Here is a 21,782-nt window from a genome sequence, read left to right on the forward strand (position 1 = left end):
GCGACAAGAAATGCAATTGTATTGTATTTTAACACTTTCGTTTACGGTGTGTGGGTTTAGAGTCAGGATATGTGCAAAGTCCTTGGGGCGCAGCCCCAAGCCCCCACCGTAGGTGGACGTGAGTTTCAAAATCCAGTCTTGAGCCAAGATAGAGTACAATAGAGAGACCCGCATGCAAGCAGGGAGCTTGTGATGAGTACCGTTATCCTAAGTGATGCGCGTTTCTCCGCTCATACCTGGTATGGGCATCCGGAGTGTGCTGATCGCCTTGATGCGATTATGGAGGCGATTGCAACATCGGGCTTGACCGATGATTTGCACAGTGTGGCCCCAACCGAGGCTCCAGAGAAGGCGCTGTTGGCAGTGCATACCCCCGATCTGCTCTGGCGTATTCGTCACCTGAGTAGTTTTGGTGGTGGCCAAATAGATGGTGATACCTATCTTACCTACGATAGTTGGGATGCGGCGGTCTATGCCGCCGGTGCGGCGGTGGGGGCGGTTGATGCTGCACTCGCCCGCCAGCCGAAGAATGCGTTTGCACTGGTGCGCCCACCTGGACACCATGCGACACCCAATCGGGCGATGGGCTTCTGCCTGATTAACAATATTGCCGTAGCTGCGCGCCACGCCCTCAATCGCTATGGTCTGCGCCGGGTTGCAATTGTGGACTATGACGTGCATCATGGCAATGGCACCCAGGATATTTTCTACGATGAGCCACGGGTGCTCTTTATTTCCACCCACGCATCGCCCTTCTATCCCGGCACTGGTATGATGTCTGAAGTGGGTACGCCGGGACCAGCAGCGGGGACGACGCTCAACATTCCTCTGCCCTTTGGGGTCGGTGATGCGGGTTATGCGCAGGTTTTTGCAGAGTTGGTTGCGCCGGCACTGCGCCGCTTTCGGCCCGAACTGCTGCTCGTTTCGGCAGGTTACGATTCACACTGGAAGGACCCGCTCGGCCCGATGACACTCTCGACAACTGGCTATACACACCTTACTTCCTGTCTGATCGATCTGGCAAAGGAGTTGTGCCAGGGTCGGATTGCCTTTATTCTGGAGGGTGGGTATAGTCTGGAAGCGTTGGGGGCATGTAGCATCGCCACGATACGCCTGCTCCTTGGGCGTGAGTCTGGCCCCGATCTACTCGGCGTACCGCATACTCCGGGAACCAACCCTAGCCCGCAGATCGCGATGATCCGCCAACGCCACCCACTCTTTGCTGATTGATTCTGAAGGATAGAGATACCTATGATCGCGGTGATTAACTATGGTGCCGGTAATCTGCCCAGTGTCGTGCGGGCGTTGCGCCATGTCGGGGCCGATCTGGTGGTGGCTGAGGATGCCGCTACCATTGAGGCGGCTGATGCGGTGGTGCTGCCCGGTGTCGGCGCAACCGCCGATACGATGCGCAGCCTTGAGGATCTTGGCATTGCGCCACTGCTCCCCAAGGTGATCGCCTCTGGGCGGCCCTTCTTGGGGATCTGTGTCGGTATGCAGGTGCTGCTCAGCGTCAGTGAGGAGTTCGGCCATCATTCCTGCCTCGGCCTGGTCGAGGGGGCGGTGCGCCGTCTGCCCGACTCGGCGGGTAAGATTCCTCAGATCGGCTGGAATCAGATCCGCCCCACCCCAGCCTATGCCGAGCATCCGCTCTTTGCGCATATTCCGAGTGGCAGCGATTTCTACTTCGTCCACTCCTTCTACTGCGATGTGGTTGATCCCTCCTTGGTCGCGGCGCGCACCGATTATGGCCTCGATTTTCCGAGTGTGATTATGCGCGATAATCTCGCGGCGGTGCAGTTCCATCCCGAAAAGAGCGGTCGTTTGGGCCTTCAACTGCTCTACAATTTTGTGCAGATCTGCGCTGCCGCTGGCACACAGTAGGTGAGACTCCATGCAAATTATTCCCGCTATTGATCTGAAAGATGGCCGCTGTGTGCGGCTCTACCAGGGCGATTTTGCCCAGGCGACGGTCTATGGTGAAGATCCGGTGGCAATGGCGCAGCGCTGGGCCAGCCTGGGTGCCCCGCGCCTGCATCTGGTTGATCTCGATGGTGCCAAGCAGGGCCATCCCGTCAATACGCCCGCCATCCACGCGATTGTCGCCGCCCTCAAGATCCCCGTTCAACTCGGTGGCGGCCTACGCACCGCCGAGGATATTCGTGCGACCCTGGATCTAGGGGTTGCGCGGGTGGTGCTCGGTACCGCCGCCGTCGCCCAAGCCGATCTGGTGGCCCAGATGGTGGCCGAGTTTGGCGAACGGATCATTGTTGGGGTGGATGCCCGTGATGGTCTGGTTGCGACTGATGGCTGGCTTACCACCGCCAATGTGCGTGCCACCGATCTGATAGATCAGATGGCCCAATTGGGTGTGCAGCGTATCATCTATACCGATATTAGCCGCGATGGGACGATGACCGAACCCAACTTCGCTGCGATCAGCGAACTGCTGCGTCCCACTGGCCCAGCAATCATCGCCAGCGGCGGCATCGCCACCCTCGATCACCTCAAGCGCCTCGCTGAACTGGGCGTCGAAGGGGCGATTGTGGGCAAGGCGCTCTATACCGGAGCCATTGATCTGGCGCAAGCGTTAACGTGAGGCTTCTATGACAAATCCTGATTTAACCGCGAAATATGAGGAAGAGCGCCTGCGCGCCCATGGTCAGTCGCAGATCGTCTACTTGCAAGGCCAGATTGATGAACTGCGGCGCATGATCAAGGACCAAACCAATAAGTACAATTGGGCCTTGGAACAGGTGCGCAAGACCGAGGCGGTGGTCGGCCAGGTGCAGAGCCTCTTCGACCAGCATACGGAACAGGTAACCCAATCTACTGATACGGTGCGCCGCGATGTGATTGCGTTACGCCGTGAGGTGGCTGGGGCGCTGCTCAAGATTGATGAGAGTGTCAAGCCGATCCGCGAAATGCAGGCTCAGATCCAGCAGGTGGCTGAGGCGCGTAAGCAGGATCGTGACTTTGTTACGGCCTGGTTTGGGCGTATCGAGGCGCTTGAACATCAGATCCTCACTGTTCAGGCCCAGATCAAAGAGGTGGATGAGCGCCAACGCCAGTTTGTGCTCCAATTAGATCGCCTGCGTGAAGCCGATACGGTGGCGATTCAAGAGGCGCGCCGAGTCTCTGAGGAGTTCCAGATCGAAAAGCAGAGTCTGCGCCGCAATTCGGTTGAGGCGCAGCAGTTGGTGGCTGATGTCCACGGTATTCTTGAGGAACATGACTCGCGGATCAAACGCCTTGATGAGATCCGTCAGCATATTGATCTCTTTGCCGAGACTTTGCCGCAACAGTATACCGAACTCGCTGCAAAATTCCCTGACATTATTGCTGATATTAAGCGCGTCGAACGGATCTCGACCGAGCGCTTCCTCATGAACCAGGAGCGCCTTGAGGATCTGCGCCAACAGTCCGATGAGAAGTTTAGTGCCCTCGAAGAGTCGGACGAACAACATATGCGCCAGCTCACCTCGTGGCTGGAGCGTATTGATGGCTGGCTGCGCGAACTTGAGCAGCGCCTCTCACGCGCTACGACACGCCTGGAAGCGGCACAACAACTGCATATCACCCGTATTGTCGAGATTGAGAAGCGTGAAATGGATACGCTGGCCAATCTATTGGCCAGCGTGCGGAATCAGTATGAGCGTATCAAGACGGCCCAGGTGGAGGTCAAGGGCGGCGAGGAGGCGGATTAGCAACTGTTCACGCTATGGGTAAGCGGAGCTTCTTTGTTGACGCAAAGGCGCGAAGACGCAAAGGTTATTGAAGTCTTTGCGTCTTTGCGTCAATTTTTGGAGTCTAAAAGACGTGTGAGTGGATTAGCTCCGCTCCAACACGAAGATCCTGGGGTGTAGCCCGCCTAGGTTGATCCGCACGAGGCTGTGCAAATTCCAGGTGTTCCGCTCGGCTAATAGCCGCTCCATCAGGCGTACCTCGTGCGAGAGTAACACAAAGTGGCTCCCCGGACGGGCGACCCGCGCTGTTTCATCCAGCAGCGCGGGGTAGAGTTCGAGGTTCTCGCGGTGCGAGCCGACCAGATGCCCAAAGGGTAGATCGGCGACTATCGCATCCACACTTGTGTTATGGAGCGGGAGTTTGGTCGCGTCCCACAGTTCAAGCTGGCAGCGCTCGCTCAATCCAGCCGCCGCGACGTTGGCCTTGGAGCAACTCAAGGCCGCCGGGTCAATGTCGCAGCCTATCGCCCGCCGCGCTGGCCCAATCAGCAGCCGCTCGATCAACAACGACCCCGATCCGCAGCCGATGTTCAAGAAGCGGTCGGTGGGGTCAGGCAGACTCAAGCGCGCCATGGCATGCGCGACTGCCCCATTCAGCGCTCCTTCACGGTTGCAGACGCGCCATGGCCGGGTGGCCAACGGGCGCGGCGCGAGGCGTACCAGAAATTCCCAACCCTCGCCATTCTGCGCCCGGCGCAACCGTAGGAGGAGATCGCCATCCTCGGTTCCCAGGCTCAACCCAGTGGCGCGGCACAGTTCTTCCTTCAGCCGCATCAGCACCGCCGAATCGGCCCCCGCCGCACTCAGAAAGAGGTTGCTAAAGGCTCCCGGAGGATGCATCCGCCGTACCCGATCAATCAGCGCCACGATAGCCCGGAAATGCTCGTCACCCAGCAGCCCCTTGGGTCGCGGTACGGCAAAGCTGCGCACCACATAGACCGATTGGGCACTACGCAGATTGAGCAGCGCCTTCCACTCACCCACATAGTCCATCGGAATGACCCCCGCAGGCCCCTCGCGCTCCAGGCGGGCTTCACGGCCAAAACGCCGCATCTCGTCGCGTACTACTGACTCCAGCCCCTCCGTGGTGATGACCTCGATCCGCTGTGGGTGTCCGGCTGGGTAGATCGGTCGCTTGGCCATGTACTATCTCTCCAATAAGTAAATTTCCCATTTTTTGACGCAAAGACGCCAAGGCGCAAAGCCTTCAAGAGAAACCCCAATCTAAGCCTTTGCGTCTCTGCGCCTTTGCGTCAAGCAAAGGTTTCGATTTACCCTAATAGACGGCTGTAGAGCGCCCGGAAGCCCGCGCCGAGTTGCTGATACCCAAAGTTGGCCGCGACCTTCTCGCGCCCATATTCGCCAAAACGCTGCCGCAAGGCCGCATCTTCGCCCAGTTCGCGTACCCGCGCCGCATAGCCCTCCACATCATCACGCGCCACCAAGAAGCCGCTCTGGCCTTCATCTACCACTTCGGGCAGTGCGCTGGCGTTGGTGGTCACTACCGGGCGGCCACACGCCAGCGCTTCGGCGGGGGCGATGCCGAAACCTTCGAGCCGCGAGGGGAAGAGCAGGATGTCGCAACTCTGGTAGGCCGCCACCAACCCGGCGCGATCCGGTGAGCCAATCGGCACCATGCGTGGGTGCGGCGGCGCATTCTCCTTACCTTGGAAACCGCCGGTGTAGAAGAGCGTATAGTCGGCGGGCAGGCGCTCCATAATCCGGGGCAGCAGATCGAAGCCCTTGCGGCGGGTGCGGTTGCCCACAAAGAGCAGCCGAATGCGCCCGGGGGCGGGGGGCAGGCCATGATCGCTGCGCACCATCTTGGGCGTCGGCACAAACACATCGGTATCAATGCCATCAAAGATGATCGTGCTATCGCGCCGCCCGTAGGTCTGTTCAACTTGGCGCTGGGTGAAGCGGCTTACACACACCACCGCGTCAGCACGCGCCACCGAGAGGCCATCGTAGCGTGATTCGACGAGGCGGTAGAAGAGCCGCTGGGCGAACGAACTGTAGGGTTGCAGATCGGGGTCGGTGGTCAGGTGATGCACTGTCGTCACCACCGGCAGCCCGGTCGCCTTGAAGGCGAAGGCCACCCGCGAGCGACCCTGCACCAGATCAAAGCCGCGCCACCACCCCGCAGGCAGGCCACGCGGAATGAGGAACGGCGCGAAGTTGTAGATCTCAGGCAGTCGTAACAGTTCGGGACGCAGCCCGGCACCACGCACCGAGCGGGCGATGTTCTGGATGCCAAAATCAACCCCGCCCCGGCCCATGGGCGAGACATAGAGTGGACGAATGCTCATAGTGTATCAGAAATAGTCGGCATTAAACGGAGCCAAACCAGCAAAGGCGCGTTCAGCAAAAGCCAACCCGGTGCGGTTACTCACATTGAGCACCCCAAAGGCTGCCGCCGTGCGCGGGCGCATGTAGCGGCTGTAGATCTGGGCCAGAACGCGCACATCACAACTGATGTCGGCGGGGGTGTCATCCGGCATGCGCCGTGCATGGGCGTGGCCATGCGCGATCTCCAACTCAAACACGCCTTGGTTGCTGCTGATCCAGTCATCATGGACGCCAATCCGCACATGGCCAGAGAGATCACGCGGGAAGCCATAGCCATTTAACGCTGTCGGCACATCCAGGATGCGCAGCATAAAGTGGGGTTCCACTGTACACTCCAGCGGATCGGGCATGAGTAGATTGACCGGCGCATCAGCGGGAGCCTTGAAGCGCACCATGCCCACGTGATCCTGGTGGTTGGCGAAGAAACGGAAGAGCTGCGAACGCGCCTGGGGGTCAAGCGCGACAATATCTTGGCACTCCAGCCGCCGGTTGGCCCCCTCGACAATAATCTGGTAGATCAGGAACGAGCGCGGCTGGCCGTGCGGGTCGTACCAGATGAAGCCGTGGTGCGGCCTGCCATCGCGGGCGGTCAGGACGCGCCGCCACCAGGATTCATCACGCACGGTGGGGCCGAAGCGCCCGCGCAGCGCCCCGCGATAGATCGTGGCGAAGTCGGCGATCTGGGCGTAGCTGGCGGCCCGGAAGCCGCCTGGCAGGGCGCGGAAGCTACGAAAACTGGCCGGTGGTGCTTGGTAGACGCGCCGCTCCATAAAGGTCGCCCAGCCAAAGCGCCCGTAGAAGGAACGTTTAAACGGGTAGAGGATGTTGAGTCCCATCCCGCGCTCGCGCATCTCGGCGCAGGCATGGCGCAACAACTCCTCGGCATAACCGAGGCGCCGCGCTTCGGGTGCGGTGGCCACCGAAGCAAAGCCGCAGGCCGCGATCTGCGCGTGGCCCGTCTCCAGCGTCAAGGGGAGGATCTCAAGCTGGGCGACCTGCTCGCCCGCCACCCACAGCCCGCGCAGACGTGGTCGTTGCTCCGGTGTCACCGGGCTGGCCGTATTCAGAAAGGCATAATCTTCGAGTGCCTGCCAGCGCTTAAGATCGGCTTCACTCAGAACGCGATAGTCCATGGGGTTTCTCAACCAGAATGAAGTAACTGCCACAACGCATCCAGCCGAACAACCAGAGATCCAGTTCCATCAACAGCGTGATCGCCATCAGCGCATAATAGACCGGGCTACCCGGACGCAGTTGGCTGCGCATACGGCGGCGGGCGCGGATCTCCCTCGCGATCCCTTCGGGTTGTGGGCCAGCGGCGGGCTGCGTGGCGGCCTTCTTCGGGCTACGCCCCAGCGCGGCTTCGCCCAGCTTCATCAGCACATGCTCGACAAAGGTCGTGAAGAGGCTATTCCAGAAGATTACCTTCACCGGGCGCAACCCGGCGCGTTCAAAGGCCGCCAGCACATCCTCCCAGTTCTCCAGCGCCTTGAGGTGATCCGATTTGCGGCGCGCCTCGCGTGAGAAGTCGTAGACCCCGGCGCGCACAAAGAGCCGCCCGATGCGGCGGCTCATGTTGATGATCGGCTGGATGGGCGACATCTCACGGGTATTCGAGAAGGCCAGCATGCGCCCACCGGGGCGCAGCACCCGCGCCGTCTCGCGCAAGTAGTCATCAATCACATCAATCGGGAAGTGTTCGAGGATGTCAATCGCAAACGCCTTATCGAAACTCGCCTCAGCAAAGGGCAGCGTGCGCGAATCGGCCTTGGTGAGTGCCACCTGCGCCACCGCCTCATCGGCGAAGAGCGTGGCCGGATCAGAACCGACCATCAAGCCCACATAGGGCGTATTCCAGACCGCGTGCTTGGCGGTGCCACAGCCATTATCGAGCACCACATCACTTGGCTGCCAGCGCATCAAACGGCGCAGTGTGCGGTCGCGCACCCCAGCCGCCAAGAGCGGCGGAGCCAAATCACGGTAATCCAACTCTTCGGCCAACTCGGCCTCATCGGTGACATACTTCGAGACATAATCAAAGTCGGCCCCGCGTGGCATCAGGTCAATATAACCAGCTTCGAGCGGGTAACACGTCGCACATGCGGCACAACGGAGGCCATCATCGGCGAGGTAGAGCAGGCGCGACTGGCAGGTCGGACATTGAAGTAGGGGCAACAGGGCACGTGTGATCATAATACATGTATCTGGAGCGACGCGCACAGCAGCGCAGCGTAACACACAGAGCAATAAGAAAATTAGAGCCAGCGCGCATCAACATCACGGGCGAGTCGAGCATCGAAGAGCAGCAAGAAGGCTCCTTGCAGTGCCACCCCATGTCCGAGGCCACGGCGCTTTGGTGATTCGGCATAACGTTGAGCCAGCGCAATTCCGGCCAAGATATAGATCACATCCAGGCCCGCATTCAGCATCAACAGGCGGTGGAACTGCTCGGCGTGAGTATGCTCCTGCACCTCACTCATATCACCTGCAAAAAACTCCTCCGCCTTGAGCAATGCTGAGCGCCGCCCGGCAAAGGCCAGCACAGCATCAATCATGCCCCAGGTGAAGGCTTGCGTACCAAACTGACGCCAGTAGTCGTTGGGTAGCAGCGTGAGTGCCGTGCCAAGCACACTACTCCCCACCCCCCATTGCAGCAAGGGCATCAGGCTGCGGCGCTGGTAGACAAAGAAGTTGTGATCCATGGGTCTATCTTACCCGATCTGGCTCTGGCGTCAATTCGTAGATCTCCTCCTGCAACGCGAGGAAGATCGGCGTCAAATCGGGATCAAAATGGCTTCCCGAAATCTCTGCAATATGCTGGCGCACCTTGGCTACCGACATGCCCTTACGGTAAGGGCGATCCGAACGCATTGCATCCCACACATCCGCAAAGGCGAAGATGCGCGCCGCGAGGGGGATGGCCGTTCCGGCCAAGCCCTGCGGGTAGCCACTGCCATTCCACTTTTCGTGGTGACAGTAGGGGATGTCGAGGGCAGGCCGCAGGTACTCGATGGGTGCCAGCCACTCATAGGCATAGACCGGATGCCGTCGCATGACGACCCACTCCTCAGCCGTGAGCGGCCCCGGCTTGTGCAGGATGGAATCGGGAATGCCCAACTTCCCAATATCATGCAGCAGCGCTCCGCGCCGGATATGTAGAATGTCGCTTTCAGGCAGACCGAGCGCTTGGGCCATGTGTACCGTCATCTCGGTAACGCGCTGGCTATGCCCCTCGGTCTCTTGATCGCGCATATCGAGGGCGCGTGACCACCCCAGGATGGTAGTGTCATAGGCTTGTTGCAGCGCCTCGTAGGCCGTCTCAAGCTCGCGGCGGCTCTCGTGTAGTTTACGGTAGCGATTGAGGCGCACAATTGATTGAACCCGCACACGCAATTCGAGCGAGTCAATTGGCTTGGTGAGGAAATCATCAGCTCCGACATTGATCCCATTCAGCCGCGAGGTGCGGTCGTCGAGGGTCGAGATGATCAAGACTGGCACCTCAGCGAGGAGTGGGTCGGCACGGATATGCTGACATGTCTCCAAGCCATCCATCGTTGGCATCATCACATCAAGCAGGATCAGGTCAGGCAGAATCTTACGTGCTAACCGTAGACATTCTAGTCCGTTGGTCGCCGTATAGATCTGATGTCCATCACGCGCCAAATAACTCGCGATCAACTCGCGGGCTACTGGTTCATCATCAGCAACAACTATCGAAGCACCAGCCATGCGATCATTCCTTTGGCACCATGTTATGCTGATTGAGCGTAGCATATCTATGCCAAAACTTCAATCTTGGGTTGTATGCAGTACACGCCGAAGCGTTGATCCCAGATTCTCCAAGCGCACCGGTTTACTCAGGTAGTCATCGGCACCAGCGGCCAGACAACGCTCGCGATCCCCGGCCATCGCCAATGCAGTAATGGCGATAATCGGTATTTGGGCTATCTCTGGGTCGGGATCGGATCGTAAACGGGCAATCACATCCAGGCCACTCATCCCCGGCATCTGGATGTCAATCAAGAGCAGGTGTGGGCGTAACGTGTGGAGGTTCTCCACGACCTCATTCCCCTTGGCAACATAACTGGTGCTATAGCCCTGATAGGCCAAATACTCCAACAGCAGATCCGCAACTGAAGGATCGTCCTCAGCTAACAGGATGTGGATCGTTCGGTTCGGTTCGGTTATGGAGGCACGCGATGCCTCTTCGACGTGGGTGGGAATAGCTTCGATAAGGGCATGCGGTGTATGTTGGGGCAGAATCACGCTAAAGCGGCTGCCTTCGCCCAACCGGCTCTCGACCTCTATGCGTCCCCCATGGAGGGTTACCAACTGGCGCACCAAGGCTAAGCCCAACCCGGTACCCGGTTGATCACGGGCTAAACGGTTATCTAGCTGGACAAAGGGCTGAAAGAGCATGTATTGTTGGTTCGGTGCGATACCAATCCCGTGATCCCAGATACAGAAGTGGACTTCTTTCCGCCATAGTTCATAGTGAACCTCTAGCCCCAACTTGCCACCTTCGGGCGTAAACTTGCTGGCATTGGCAAGCAGATTGATCAGGATCTGGCGTAAACGTAGAATATCGGCCTCAATGCTTAATCCAGCCTCAGGCGGAGTATAGGTGAACTGCTGTTTCTTACCTTGGAACAATGCACTAAGCAGATCGATAATTTCACAACAGGCATCATCAACGAACACCGGCCCCAATTTCAGATCCACCTGGCCAGATCCAATCCGCGCCAGATCAAGAATGTCATTGATCAGTCGTAGCAGATGTTGTCCATTATCGAAGATATGCTGCACCGCACGCTGCTGGGCTTCCACGAGATCGCCATACAATCCTTGGCTCAGTGCCTCGCTAAAGCCGATGATCCCGGTGAGCGGGGTGCGCAGTTCGTGGCTCATGTTGGCTAAGAACTGATCCTTTAGCCGCGCCGCCTTGGCCAGATTGGTGTTGGCCTCTTCCAGTAATGCCGATTGCTGACGCAGACGTTCTTCAATGATCATGCGGCGCGTAATATCTATTTGGGTTCCCACATAGCCAATTGGTACACCATTCGGATCAGTCTCGGCGACTACCTGGGCGATGACCCAACAGATCCGACCATCTGGACGTAAATACCGGAATTCGATCTGACTTTCTTGTTGATTGTTGATCGTCTTGTTCCAGAAATTACGCACCAACATATAGTCTTCGGGATGGATGTAGCGCTGCCAGCCCATTCCCAGACCTGCTTCGGCAGAGATACCAACAATCATGCACCAACGTGGATTGACGTAGGTGAAGAAGCCATGTCGGTTGGCGCGGTAGATCCCAACTGGCGAGATCGTACTGAGGGTCTGGTAGCGTTGCTCACTCGCTCGCAGTTGGGCCTCAACCAGCACCCGTTCTGTAATATCCATATAGGTACCGGCGATGCGAACCAGATCACCTTGCGAATCACATTCAATCGCACGCCCACGGCAGAGGAACCAACGCGGTTCTCCTGTGCTGGGATTGGTACGTATCTCAACCTCGAAGTTCTTGGTCTCACCCCGCATGTAGGCCAGTAACGCCGCTTCTAAACGTGAACGGTCATCAGGATGTATCCGATCTTGTAATGCGATTGGGTTGGCTTCAAGCTCATCGGCACGCAAGCCAAGAATAGGTATGGCACGTTGATCATTGCTGACGATATTGGTGCGCAGGTTGTACTCCCAGGTACCCAACCCGCCCCCCTCAAGCGCCAATTCCAGCCGTAGGTGTTCTGCCGTGCGATCATCCTCCAACGCCTTTTGCTCGGTGATGTCGCTGCTGGTGATCGCCACCCCATCGCCCACCTTGACGATCTGCTGGCGGAACCAGCGCCACTCATAGCCGAGGTCGGTCAGTCGTTCTTGGGTGACGGCTTGGCCAGTGCTGATCACCTGGTGGTAGGTGCTGATCATCTCTTCGGCGATCTTGTTGCTTGGTACGGTTTTGCTCAAGGAGTGCCCAATCATCTGCTCACGGCTCAAATGAAACCGCTGCGCTCCGATCCGATTGACTTCGACTACCACAAAGTCAATGATCGCACCTTGGGCGTCACGGACACTTTCCAGCAGATAGAAGGCATTCAGGCTACTCTCTATCGCCCCTCGCAGACGCTCCGCATTGCGCATGGCCTCGTTCTGGGCTTGGTGCAGTTCGTTATTCAGCAATTGCAACACCTCATTGATTGAGATGAGTTCCTCGTAGATGCTAACAACTCCTCATGGTGGCATGATGATAGTCTGTAGGAGTAAGATCCAGATCCCTTCTGCGGCTATACGCAGTAAAATACTATTCTCAGCTTCCGGGAAGCTGAAAGCTTCCCGGAAGTTCAAATAATACCAGAACTTACATTTTCAGTCACGAAGTATATACCAATGCTCGAACCCCGTGATACCATCCACGTTCTGCGCAGCCTACGCTGGCCCTTAGCAGCGGTGATTGGCCTTGTCTTTGCCCTGGTTCGTTTAGTTGAAACCTTCTTTATCCGTGGTGCGTTTTCATTACCACTCCGCGATGCCCTCGATCCGCTCTTCTGGGGTGGTTTAGCTGGAGGGGCGATCTGGGTGGTGTTGAGTTGGGCGGCCTCGCAGGAGTATCGCCGCCGTACCAACGAGACGGCCATGCTCAGCGAGTTGCGCCGCTCGACGATTCGGCTAGAGCAACTCTACGAACTCAACCAGCGGATTGCGTCGAGTGCTACGCTTGATGAGGTGCTCGACTATGCCATCACGCTGCCTGCACGCCTGATCGGGGCCACTGCCGCTGCGCTCGTCTTGTACGATGAGCAGGGCCACCCGATCCTGATGCGTAGTGTTGGCATGAGCCGCGAGGTTCTCCAGACGGCCCGCGCCAGTTTCGGTCTGCTGCCCACCCCCCCCGATCTCGGCAGCCCCCAACTCTTTACCAACCCCAGCCGCCATACCGCCGTTGTTACGCTGCCGCTGGCTGAAGGTGAAGATGCGCCTGTTGGTTGGATCGAAGCCTACCTGAGCAATCTCCATCTCCCCGATGAGCGGATCGCGGATGACCGCCTAAGCGCCGAGAGCGCCACGCTACTCATTACAGTTGCGGGTGAGTTGGCCGAGGCCGTCCAGGGCAGTCGTCGCCGTGCGCGCTCAATCGCTAGTGTCGCCGTGCTTGAGCAGGCGATTATGGCCGAACGTACCCGCATTGCCCGCGACCTCCACGATGGTGTCGCGCAGAGCCTCGCCTTTATGCGCATGCGGATCGATCTCTGGGAGGAGTGGCTCGAACACGATCCGCAGCGTCTGAGCGAAGAGTTTCGCAACCTCAAGGCTAACCTGCGCCGTCAGATCGAAGAACTGCGCCGCGCCATCTTCGCCTTGCGTCCGTTTGAGTTGAGCCAACTGGGCTTTAGTGGGGCAATGCGCCGCTTTGTGGACGAGTTTGCGGATCAGCAAGGTTGGGATCTTCAGCTTGATCTGACCGACTTGCCGCCCGATCTCTCTCCGGCACTCGAATTGGCCGCTTTCCGCTTTGTGCAGGAGGGGTTGAATAACGCAGCCAAACATGCCCAGCCGCATACGGTCACGGTTATCCTCCACCAGATCGATGCGGGACTCCAGATCATCGTGCGCGATGATGGGCTCGGTTTCAATCCCGGCGAGAACGATAGCCGCTCTGGTACCCACCTTGGTCTGCGTCAGATGCGTGAGCGCGCCGCTGCCCTCGATGGCCGCGTGACGGTCATCTCCCGCCCCGGTGCGGGTACCGAGTTGCGGGTCTGGCTGCCGCTCTGGGCGTAACTTGCCCTAGCATCCCGGTTTTGACGCCAAGACGCAGAGGCGCAAAGCCAGCATTGCGTCCTTGCGTCTTGGCGCCAATACGAGGTTTTGGCTTCCCCAAGTGTGAACACTATTCACTACTATTGGGCGGCGTCTCCGGCATCGGTAAGAACGGCGCAATCGGGTCAACCAGACGATCCACAATCGCCCCCAGGCGGCGGAACTGTGGCCCTAGCTCGGTGTCGGCGAGCGGGATACTCACCGGCACATCCAGTTGCACCGGAATGATCACGCTATCTAGCGGGATGTCCATCTTTAGGGCGATCTGGAGCGGGGTACCTTCGGGGAGGGTCAGGCTGATATTATTGGCGCGCAGCCGATTGCCATTACCCAGATCAATATCCGCACCGCTCAGAAGGAGTGGCACCGGCTGGGTCAATATCACCGATGTCACCTGATCCACCGGCACAAAGATCCCTTGTCCGGCCAACGAGAGCGGCTGACTGAGCGGGATGGTGGTTCTGATCGTAGCGGCCTCCAGTTGAGTCACAACATCCTGGAGTTCAGCGATATTATTAGCGGCAAAGACCTGCACACTCCCGCCGATGCTCCCCACTTGGCCCCGGTTGGTTAAGAGGATGCCCGCTAACACGCCAACAATAATGAACAGAATCACGTTGATCAGAAACGAGGTCCAGATCATGGCGGTGTAGAGTGGCGCAATGCGGGCGTAACGCTTCACCGGGCGCTTGTTCGGTTGGACACTATCAGCCTCACGCTGGTTTGTGGAGGTAGCGATCTGTTCAGCCATGATTACCTCACTATCATCAAGAGGGGCATTCAAGGTGCTACACACTATAATACCACGGTGATACCCTAAATTCCTAAGCACAGCCATGGCATGTGCAAAGTCCTTGGGTCTGCACCCCTGAAACCCCAATTTTGTTGTTGTTTGGCGGCGAAGCCGCCAAACAACAACAAAAAAGATCTTCGGAGGCGGCGCAGCCACCCCTGAAACCCCACCGAAGGTGAACACTGCGCAGCATCCTACATTGACACAGCCCCTACGAATAGAGTAAAGTACAAGCACACACATCAGCCCGATTGCGAGGTGCCCGTATGTCCCCTATCGCCTTCAATCAGCGTCAGTTGGAGACCCTCAGTCAGCTCCTGATTGCCGGTGGCCACCATGATGTCGCTGGCCTTCTTGCCGCTTCGCTGGAGCGCCTCGTCTCCTTCTGGCCCGCCCAGGCCGGTGCCCTCCTCTACATTACACCCTATGGTGAGACGGTTCAGCTCATCCATGGCTCGCTGGATGACGAGACCCGTACCCTGATTGATCAGGCCCGTAGTGGTTTTATGCGCCGTGAAGATGGTGGCGAGCCGATGCTCGGTTCCTACTCACTCGAAGGCACCCGCGACCTGATCGAACTTCCTTTGCAGAGTGCCGGTCAAGGGGTGGGCCTGCTGCACTTGGTGGTGAATGGCCAGGATCTTGGCTCCGAGGGAAAGCAGAGTTCCGAGACCTTCAGCCCCGATGAAGATCTCATGGTCTTGTTGGTGCGCGCCATTGGTGGCGAGGCCGATAAGCTCTCGATGCTCCGCCGCGCCGAACGCGATCTGCGTGAACTCAATCTACTTTACGAGATTGGCCAATCCCTCTCGATCAACCTCGATCTCTCCAGCCTGCTCAACGATATTAAGACTCGTGCCCCCAAGGTTGTCGGGGCTGAGCGTTGCTCGATCTTCCTCCTTGATGAGCAGCATAATGAACTGGTGCTCGAAATTCCTGGCGAGAACCGTCAGTATCGTATGCCTGCTGATCGCGGCATCGCCGGTTGGGTCGCGACCCACGGTGTCGGCCAGATCGTCAATGATGTTGAACAGGATGTCCGCTGGTACGACGCGATTGGCCGTGAGGCGGAGTTCAATACCCGCTCCATCCTTTGTGTACCGATGCGCATCAAGGATCGCGTCATTGGCGTGATGCAACTGCTCAACAAGAGCGACAATCGCCATTTTGGCGACCAGGACATGCAGTTGCTCACCACCCTGGCGGCACAAGCTGCGATTGCGATTGAGAATGCGCGCCTCTACCAGAGCCTCAAGCAGGAGCGCGACCGCCTGCTCAGCAAAGAGGCCGAAACCCGCTATGCCATTGCCCGCGACCTCCACGATGGGCCAACCCAGAGTGTGGCCGCGATTGCGATGAATATCGAGTTCATCAAGAAGCTCTTCCGCGCCATGCCCGAACGGCTGCCCGCCGAGTTGGATACGCTGGCCGAGTTGGTGCATAAGACCACCAACGACATCCGTACCTTGCTCTTTGAGTTACGCCCATTGGGCTTAGAGACTCAGGGCTTGCTGATCACGCTCCAGCAATATGCTGATCGTTGGCGCGATCCATCCGGCAACACCACCCGCCTGCGCCTCGAAGCGCCAATGAATGTGCCGCGCCTCCCTGCTGAGATCGAGGCGGCCGCCTTCATCATTATTCAAGAGGCGGTGAATAATGCCCGCAAGCACGCCCACAGCGACGTGATTACGATCTACATCTATGTGGAAGAAGATGTCTTTGTGGCTAGTGTGCGCGACCGTGGGCGCGGTTTTAATGTGGCCTTGGTGGAGAGCAACTACAACACCCGTGGCAGCCTGGGCCTGCTCAATATGAAGGAGCGGGCACGCCTGATCGGGGCCGAGTTGCGCATTCGCTCCGAACCCGAACAGGGCACCACGGTGGAGTTGCGAATTCCACTGTCGTAATTCGTTGGCGTAGAGACGCAAGTAGAGACGCAATATCTTGCGTCTTGCGTCTCTACGCCAACGTCGTTACCCCAAAACTTCCTTCACCAACTGGGCAATATCGGTGGGCTGGCGTGCTACCTTCACCCCCACTGCCTCTAGGGCACGAATCTTCTCCTGCGCGGTGCCCTCACCTCCACTGATGATCGCCCCGGCATGGCCCATCCGCTTACCCTCTGGCGCGGTCTGCCCGGCGATGAACGCCACGACCGGCTTGGTCACGTTGGTCTTGATGAAGTTAGCGGCCTGAATCTCAGCATCGCCACCGATTTCGCCGATCAGCACAATCGCCTTGGTCTGCTCATCGGCCTGGAACATGGCCAATACATCCACAAAGTTGGTACCGATGATCGGATCACCACCGATCCCCACAATGCTGCTTTGCCCAAGGCCCAGCCGGGTCAGCGCATCAACCGCCTCGTAGGTCAGCGTGCCACTCTTGCTCACCACCCCTACCGGGCCGGGGGTTGCGATATTGCCGGGGATAATGCCAACCTTGGCGGCCCCCGGCGTGAGCAGGCCGGGGCAGTTCGGGCCGATCAGGCGTACCCCACATTGCTGCACAAACTCATAGGTAGCCACCATATCCAACGCCGGAATCCCCTCGGTGATACACACCACCAGCGCAATCCCCGCCGCCGCCGACTCGCGGATCGCATCGGGCGCGAAGGCTGCTGGCACATAGATCACTGAAACATTCGCCCCGGTGGCCTCGACCGCCTCGCGTACCGTATTGAAGACCGGAACCTGACCATCAATCGCCGTCTGCCCACCACGGCCCGGCACTACTCCGGCTACCACCGGGGTGCCGTAGGCGATCATCTGGCGGGTGTGGAATTCACCCTCCTTGCCCGTAATTCCCTGCACCAGCAGCCGCGTCTCGTTGTTAATCAGGATGCTCAAAGAATCCTCCAGTTGTATGCTCCCCAAACTTCCCGGAAGCTTGGCTAGGTACTACACCTAGTCTTGAAAAGAAATCATACTTCGCATGCCGCTAGGGCAATCGCTACTCCAGCACTGGTTCCAATCCGGGTCGCGCCTGCCGCGATCATCGCCTGGGCATCGGCGAGGTTGCGTACCCCCCCAGAGGCTTTGACCCCCACATCCGGGCCAACGGTCTGGCGCATCAGTGCCACATCCGCCACTGTGGCCCCACCACCGGCAAACCCGGTACTCGTCTTGACGATGTCCGCCCCGGCGCGTGCCGCTACCATGCAGGCAGCGACCTTCTCGGCATCGCTGAGCAATACCGTCTCGATAATCACCTTGAGTAACGCGCCCTGAGCATGCACCGCCGTTGCGATCTGGTGGATCTCTGTCGCGAGCGCCGCATACTGCCCTGCCTTCAGCAGACCAATATTGATCACCATATCCACTTCGCGGGCACCATCGGCGCATGCCTGCATCGCCTCAAAGACTTTGGTGGCACAGGTGGTTGCGCCGAGCGGGAAGCCGATCACGGTACATACCGCAACCGACGTTTGCCCCAGTAGATGGTGGCAGAGCGCGACATAACACGGGTTGACACATACGCTCGCAAAGGTATACTGAAGTGCTTCCGCACACAGGTGCTCGATCTGCGATGGAGTTGCCTCTGGCTTGAGCAGGGTATGGTCAATCAGTGCGTTGATGTGGGTGTGGGACACAGCGCTTGAGCGGACCAACTGGGGGCCACGTGCAAGATCGGGGATCGCCGCAAGTTGTTCGCGCACATGGTTGATCAACTCCTGCATATGTGGCTCCCTGTGATGCGTCCTTACCATATAACTGCCGCTGCGGGGCATATTGTAGCATAGGTGCTGCCGCTATTTGCCGGGAATGATTGCTGGTATGGTGTATCATAAAGAAAAGTTGAAACCTCCAGGAAGCTTGCCGATTTCCCTCTTGACAGGCTTGCTTGAGCATACGATGATACATAGACAGGATGTGCCGCATCTGTTCATGCGACCATACTGTCTTATTGAGGCCGAACGTTATGGGGCACACCTCCAATGAACTACTCACCCCACCCTCCGAGGCAGATACGCGGCTTCAGACGGTGGCCAATACGAGCGCCGATGGGATGCTCGTCGTTGATGGTGACGGCCGGGTGTGTTTCGCCAACCCGGCTGCCGAGTCGTTACTCTCACGTCGAATGGATGATCTGATCGGGCAGATCTTTGGGTTACCCATCATGTTTGGAGAGGTTGCCGAGATCAACCTGATTCAACCCTCAGGCAATCTGCTCAGTGCTGAGATGCGCATGTCGCCGCTCATCTGGAAGGAGTCACCAGGCTATCTGATCGTCTTGCGCGACCTGACCGAGCGACGCCGTATTCAGGAGGCGCTCCGTGATGCAGAGGGATTTAGCCGAGCCATCCTCAATTCACTCTCCCAGCATATTGCGGTGGTTGATGAGCGTGGTATTATTCTGTTAGTGAATGATGCATGGCGCAAATTTGCCGCCGGGAATGGTGATCCTAATCTCTTCGCTACCGGAGTAGGCGAGAACTATTTCGAGGTCTGTGCCTTGGCTGCTGAGGGCGATGCCCCACATGCCGCCGCTATCTTGCAAGGGATGCAACGAGTTCTGCGCAGTGAGGTGTCACTCTTTGAACTTGAGTACCCCTATGATAGCCCGAATGAGGAACGCTGGTTTCAGGTACGGGTCGTGCCACTTCATGATGCTCGGCGTGGTATGGTGATCTCACACACGGACATCACGGAACAACGCCGCCATGCTCGTGCCGCCGCTGAATCTGAGGCACTTCGTGCGCAACTTCAGGCGCGTGAACGCGAGTTACGGGCACTTGGGATCATTTCTGGTGGGAGCCAAGTACGACCGCCTATTCCACACCACGAGGCATCGTTGCATGCCTCGCGTCCGACACTCTTTTATGAGTACATTGAGCGTTATGGTCAGTTGCTCAATTCGGCGGTACAGGAACGCGGATTTGGGGTTCCAGATAAAGAGACGGAAGCCCGTGAGTTGGCGATACATCTTGGGGATCTGCGGGCAACCGCTCGTGATGTGGTCGAGATCCATCTTGCCGCATTACGGAACCGGAGTTTGGGTGTTCCTCCTGCGCGCCAGCAAGCGTATCTTGAGGAGGGCCGAATGCTTGCCCTTCAGATCATGGGCTATTTGGTTGCGTATTACCGTGATGGGGTTGTCTCTTGAGCTGCGCCCGCTGAACAAATTTCGGTTACTATAGCGTCATTCTACGAAAGAAGATCGACGGACAGCCGTGAGCACCATTGTTCTCCAGCTTTTTATCGCCGGACGCACACCGCGCACCGATAATGCCATCGCCACGCTACGGCAGTTGGTTGATGAGCATTTGAGTGGCTATCCGTGCGAATTGGTGATAGTCGATGTGCTGACCGACCCACAACAGGCCGAAGACCGTCAGATCCTGGCTACGCCTACCCTGATTAAGGAGTCTCCTTCTCCCCAACGCCGTATTATTGGCGACCTCGATGATGCTGATGGTCTGCTGGCGGCTTTGAATTTACCACCATCACCACCTACGTCGTAATCTGATGTTAGGTCTTATCAGGGTGGCGGGGGCCGTTTTTGGCCTACCGCCCCGCCCGGATGTAAGGAACTATGACAGCGCCTTTGTTTATCCCAATTACCAAGCTGCCGACCGGTATCCCCGGTTTTGACCATATCGCGAATGGTGGACTGCCGCGTGGCCGTACAACGCTGCTCTCTGGTACTGCTGGGAGTGCGAAGACGGTCTTTGCTGCCCAGTTCCTTGCGGCAGGGATTATTCAGTTTAATGAGGCTGGGGTCTTTGTGACCTTTGAAGAGTCGCCTGATGCCATACGGCGAAATATGGCCGGTTTTGGCTGGGATATTGCGACATGGGAGGCGGAAGGGAAGTGGGCATTTGTTGATGTTTCGCCCCAACCTGATATCGAAGAGGTGGTGCGCGGCGTCTATGATCTCGGCGGTCTGTTGGCACGCATTACCTATGCCGTCCAACGGGTTGGTGCGGTACGAGTCGTGCTCGATTCCCTTGGTGCCATCTTTGCCCGCCTCGATAATAACCAGGTGATCCGTAGTGAACTGCTGCGCATCGTCTCGGTGTTGCGCCGCATGGGGGTCACGGCAATCCTTACCGCCGAACGAACCCAGGAATATGGCGAGATTGGGCGCTATGGGATCGAAGAATTTGTGACCGATGATGTCGTCATCCTGCGTAATCTTATTGAAGATGAAAAGCGCCGCCGGACGATTGAAATTCTTAAGTTCCGTGGTACGTCGCACCAGAAGGGCGGATTCCCCTTTACGGTCATCCCCGGTGAAGGCGTAGTTGTGATCCCGCTCTCGGCAATTGAACTGAAACAGCGCTCATCCAATCTGCGTATCGGTACCGGTAATGCGGATATTGATCGCATGTGTGGCGGTGGCTTCTTCCGCGACTCGATCATCCTGGTCTCTGGCGCAACTGGTACTGGTAAGACCCTCATGGCTACCACCTTCCTCGCCGCAGGTGCGGCGCAGGGCGACCGGGTGCTCCTCTTTGCGTTTGAGGAGAGCCGCGATCAGCTCTTCCGTAATGCGACGGGCTGGGGCTTTGATTTTGAGGAGTATGAACAGACTGGCCAGATGCGGGTGGTCTGTCATTACCCCGAAGCTGCGAGCCTCGAAGATCAGTTGATCATGATGAAGAATGAGATCCAGTCGTTCCGCCCCCAGCGCGTGGCGATTGATAGTCTCTCGGCTCTGGAGCGCGTTTCGACCATGAAGGGCTTCCGTGAGTTTGTGATCGGTCTGACCTCGTTTATCAAGCATCAGGAAGTGGTTGGCCTCTATACCTCCACGACGCCAACTCTGCTGGGTGGTACCTCGATTACTGAGGCCCATATCTCCACGATTACCGACTCGATCATCCTGATGCGCTATGTCGAACTCTTCGGCGAGATGCGACGTGGTATGACGGTGCTGAAGATGCGCGGATCGGCCCACGATAAGGAGATCCGCGAGTTTACGATTGATGGGAACGGTCTCCATATTGGTAAAGCATTTCGCACGATCTCAGGTATTCTTTCGGGCCAGTTTACCCATGCGGCACCGAGTGAGATCGAACGGCTTGGTCGCCTATTTAAGGATAGCTCCGAGGTTGAGTAGCGCCT

19 protein-coding genes are annotated in these 21,782 nt (G+C 57.9%); 9 read left to right on the forward strand and 10 right to left on the reverse strand.

The genetic code is table 11. The features are described 5' to 3' along the window. Window positions 1-192 precede the first annotated feature (192 nt). Genes EKD03_RS04000 through EKD03_RS04015 form a run of 4 tightly spaced genes read left to right on the forward strand, consistent with a single transcriptional unit; the run spans window position 193 to window position 3,707 of the window. Window positions 193-1,230, forward strand: a complete 1,038-nt coding sequence (locus EKD03_RS04000) for a histone deacetylase family protein (RefSeq protein ID WP_129627824.1) — start codon at window positions 193-195, stop codon at window positions 1,228-1,230. Between the two features lie 21 nt (window positions 1,231-1,251). Next, entirely contained in the window at window positions 1,252-1,884 is a 633-nt protein-coding gene (gene hisH, locus EKD03_RS04005; RefSeq protein WP_129627826.1) for an imidazole glycerol phosphate synthase subunit HisH, read from the forward strand. Window positions 1,885-1,894: 10 nt separating this feature from the next. Beyond that, entirely contained in the window at window positions 1,895-2,599 is a 705-nt protein-coding gene (gene hisA, locus EKD03_RS04010; protein ID WP_129627828.1) for a 1-(5-phosphoribosyl)-5-[(5-phosphoribosylamino)methylideneamino]imidazole-4-carboxamide isomerase, read from the forward strand. 7 nt (window positions 2,600-2,606) lie between these two features. Next, window positions 2,607-3,707, forward strand: a complete 1,101-nt coding sequence (locus EKD03_RS04015; RefSeq protein WP_129627830.1) for a coiled-coil domain-containing protein — start codon at window positions 2,607-2,609, stop codon at window positions 3,705-3,707. A 123-nt stretch (window positions 3,708-3,830) separates the two neighbouring features. On the opposite strand, the gene EKD03_RS04020 is transcribed toward EKD03_RS04015, so the two are convergent. The 7 genes from EKD03_RS04020 to EKD03_RS04050 form a co-directional block, all read right to left on the reverse strand. Beyond that, entirely contained in the window at window positions 3,831-4,889 is a 1,059-nt protein-coding gene (locus EKD03_RS04020) for a methyltransferase domain-containing protein (RefSeq protein ID WP_129627832.1), read from the reverse strand. A 128-nt stretch (window positions 4,890-5,017) separates the two neighbouring features. Beyond that, complete coding sequence (locus EKD03_RS04025; RefSeq protein ID WP_129627834.1) at window positions 5,018-6,055, reverse strand: glycosyltransferase family 4 protein; 1,038 nt, start codon at window positions 6,053-6,055, stop codon at window positions 5,018-5,020. 6 nt (window positions 6,056-6,061) lie between these two features. Continuing rightward, window positions 6,062-7,228, reverse strand: a complete 1,167-nt coding sequence (locus EKD03_RS04030; RefSeq protein WP_129627836.1) for a GNAT family N-acetyltransferase — start codon at window positions 7,226-7,228, stop codon at window positions 6,062-6,064. Further along, the gene (locus tag EKD03_RS04035) at window positions 7,206-8,288 is read right to left on the reverse strand and encodes a class I SAM-dependent methyltransferase (RefSeq protein WP_129627838.1); all 1,083 of its coding nucleotides are present in this window, start codon (window positions 8,286-8,288) and stop codon (window positions 7,206-7,208) included. Before EKD03_RS04035 ends, EKD03_RS04030 begins: the two co-directional genes overlap by 23 nt. A 62-nt stretch (window positions 8,289-8,350) precedes the next feature. Continuing rightward, a complete protein-coding gene (locus EKD03_RS04040) occupies window positions 8,351-8,797 on the reverse strand; it encodes a DUF6992 family protein (protein WP_129627840.1) in 447 nt (148 codons plus the stop codon). A 4-nt stretch (window positions 8,798-8,801) separates the two neighbouring features. Continuing rightward, entirely contained in the window at window positions 8,802-9,824 is a 1,023-nt protein-coding gene (locus EKD03_RS04045; protein WP_129627842.1) for an HD domain-containing phosphohydrolase, read from the reverse strand. A 60-nt stretch (window positions 9,825-9,884) separates the two neighbouring features. After that, window positions 9,885-12,278, reverse strand: a complete 2,394-nt coding sequence (locus EKD03_RS04050; RefSeq protein ID WP_129627844.1) for a hybrid sensor histidine kinase/response regulator — start codon at window positions 12,276-12,278, stop codon at window positions 9,885-9,887. A gap of 207 nt (window positions 12,279-12,485) precedes the next feature. Here EKD03_RS04050 and EKD03_RS04055 point away from each other — a divergent pair, with 207 nt between their 5' ends. Continuing rightward, entirely contained in the window at window positions 12,486-13,877 is a 1,392-nt protein-coding gene (locus EKD03_RS04055; protein ID WP_174842802.1) for a GAF domain-containing sensor histidine kinase, read from the forward strand. 109 nt (window positions 13,878-13,986) lie between these two features. Here the strand turns inward: EKD03_RS04055 and EKD03_RS04060 are convergent, their stop codons facing one another. Next, the gene (locus EKD03_RS04060; RefSeq protein WP_129627848.1) at window positions 13,987-14,667 is read right to left on the reverse strand and encodes a hypothetical protein; all 681 of its coding nucleotides are present in this window, start codon (window positions 14,665-14,667) and stop codon (window positions 13,987-13,989) included. 308 nt (window positions 14,668-14,975) lie between these two features. On the opposite strand from EKD03_RS04060, the gene EKD03_RS04065 reads away from it, so the two are divergent. After that, a complete protein-coding gene (locus EKD03_RS04065) occupies window positions 14,976-16,619 on the forward strand; it encodes a GAF domain-containing sensor histidine kinase (protein WP_129627850.1) in 1,644 nt (547 codons plus the stop codon). Between the two features lie 66 nt (window positions 16,620-16,685). On the opposite strand, the gene sucD is transcribed toward EKD03_RS04065, so the two are convergent. Then, window positions 16,686-17,561: a succinate--CoA ligase subunit alpha gene (gene sucD / locus EKD03_RS04070; RefSeq protein WP_129627852.1), complete on the reverse strand. Its 876-nt coding sequence runs from the start codon at window positions 17,559-17,561 to the stop codon at window positions 16,686-16,688. A 74-nt stretch (window positions 17,562-17,635) separates the two neighbouring features. After that, complete coding sequence (gene deoC, locus EKD03_RS04075; protein ID WP_129627854.1) at window positions 17,636-18,391, reverse strand: deoxyribose-phosphate aldolase; 756 nt, start codon at window positions 18,389-18,391, stop codon at window positions 17,636-17,638. Window positions 18,392-18,633: 242 nt separating this feature from the next. On the opposite strand from deoC, the gene EKD03_RS04080 reads away from it, so the two are divergent. The 3 genes from EKD03_RS04080 (at window position 18,634) to kaiC (ending at window position 21,777) form a co-directional block, all read left to right on the forward strand. Then, window positions 18,634-19,818 (forward strand): PAS domain-containing protein, encoded by a 1,185-nt coding sequence (locus EKD03_RS04080; RefSeq protein ID WP_161569177.1) that lies wholly within the window; start codon window positions 18,634-18,636, stop codon window positions 19,816-19,818. A 67-nt stretch (window positions 19,819-19,885) separates the two neighbouring features. Continuing rightward, on the forward strand, window positions 19,886-20,176 hold the full coding sequence (locus EKD03_RS04085) for a circadian clock KaiB family protein (protein ID WP_129627858.1): 291 nt from the start codon (window positions 19,886-19,888) through the stop codon (window positions 20,174-20,176). A gap of 71 nt (window positions 20,177-20,247) precedes the next feature. Continuing rightward, window positions 20,248-21,777, forward strand: coding sequence for a circadian clock protein KaiC (gene kaiC, locus EKD03_RS04090; protein ID WP_129627860.1), 1,530 nt, complete (start codon window positions 20,248-20,250; stop codon window positions 21,775-21,777). The last annotated feature ends 5 nt before the right edge of the window (window positions 21,778-21,782 follow it).

The sequence above is a fragment of the Candidatus Oscillochloris fontis genome, assembly GCF_004138135.1.
Taxonomy (GTDB): domain Bacteria; phylum Chloroflexota; class Chloroflexia; order Chloroflexales; family Chloroflexaceae; genus Oscillochloris; species Oscillochloris fontis.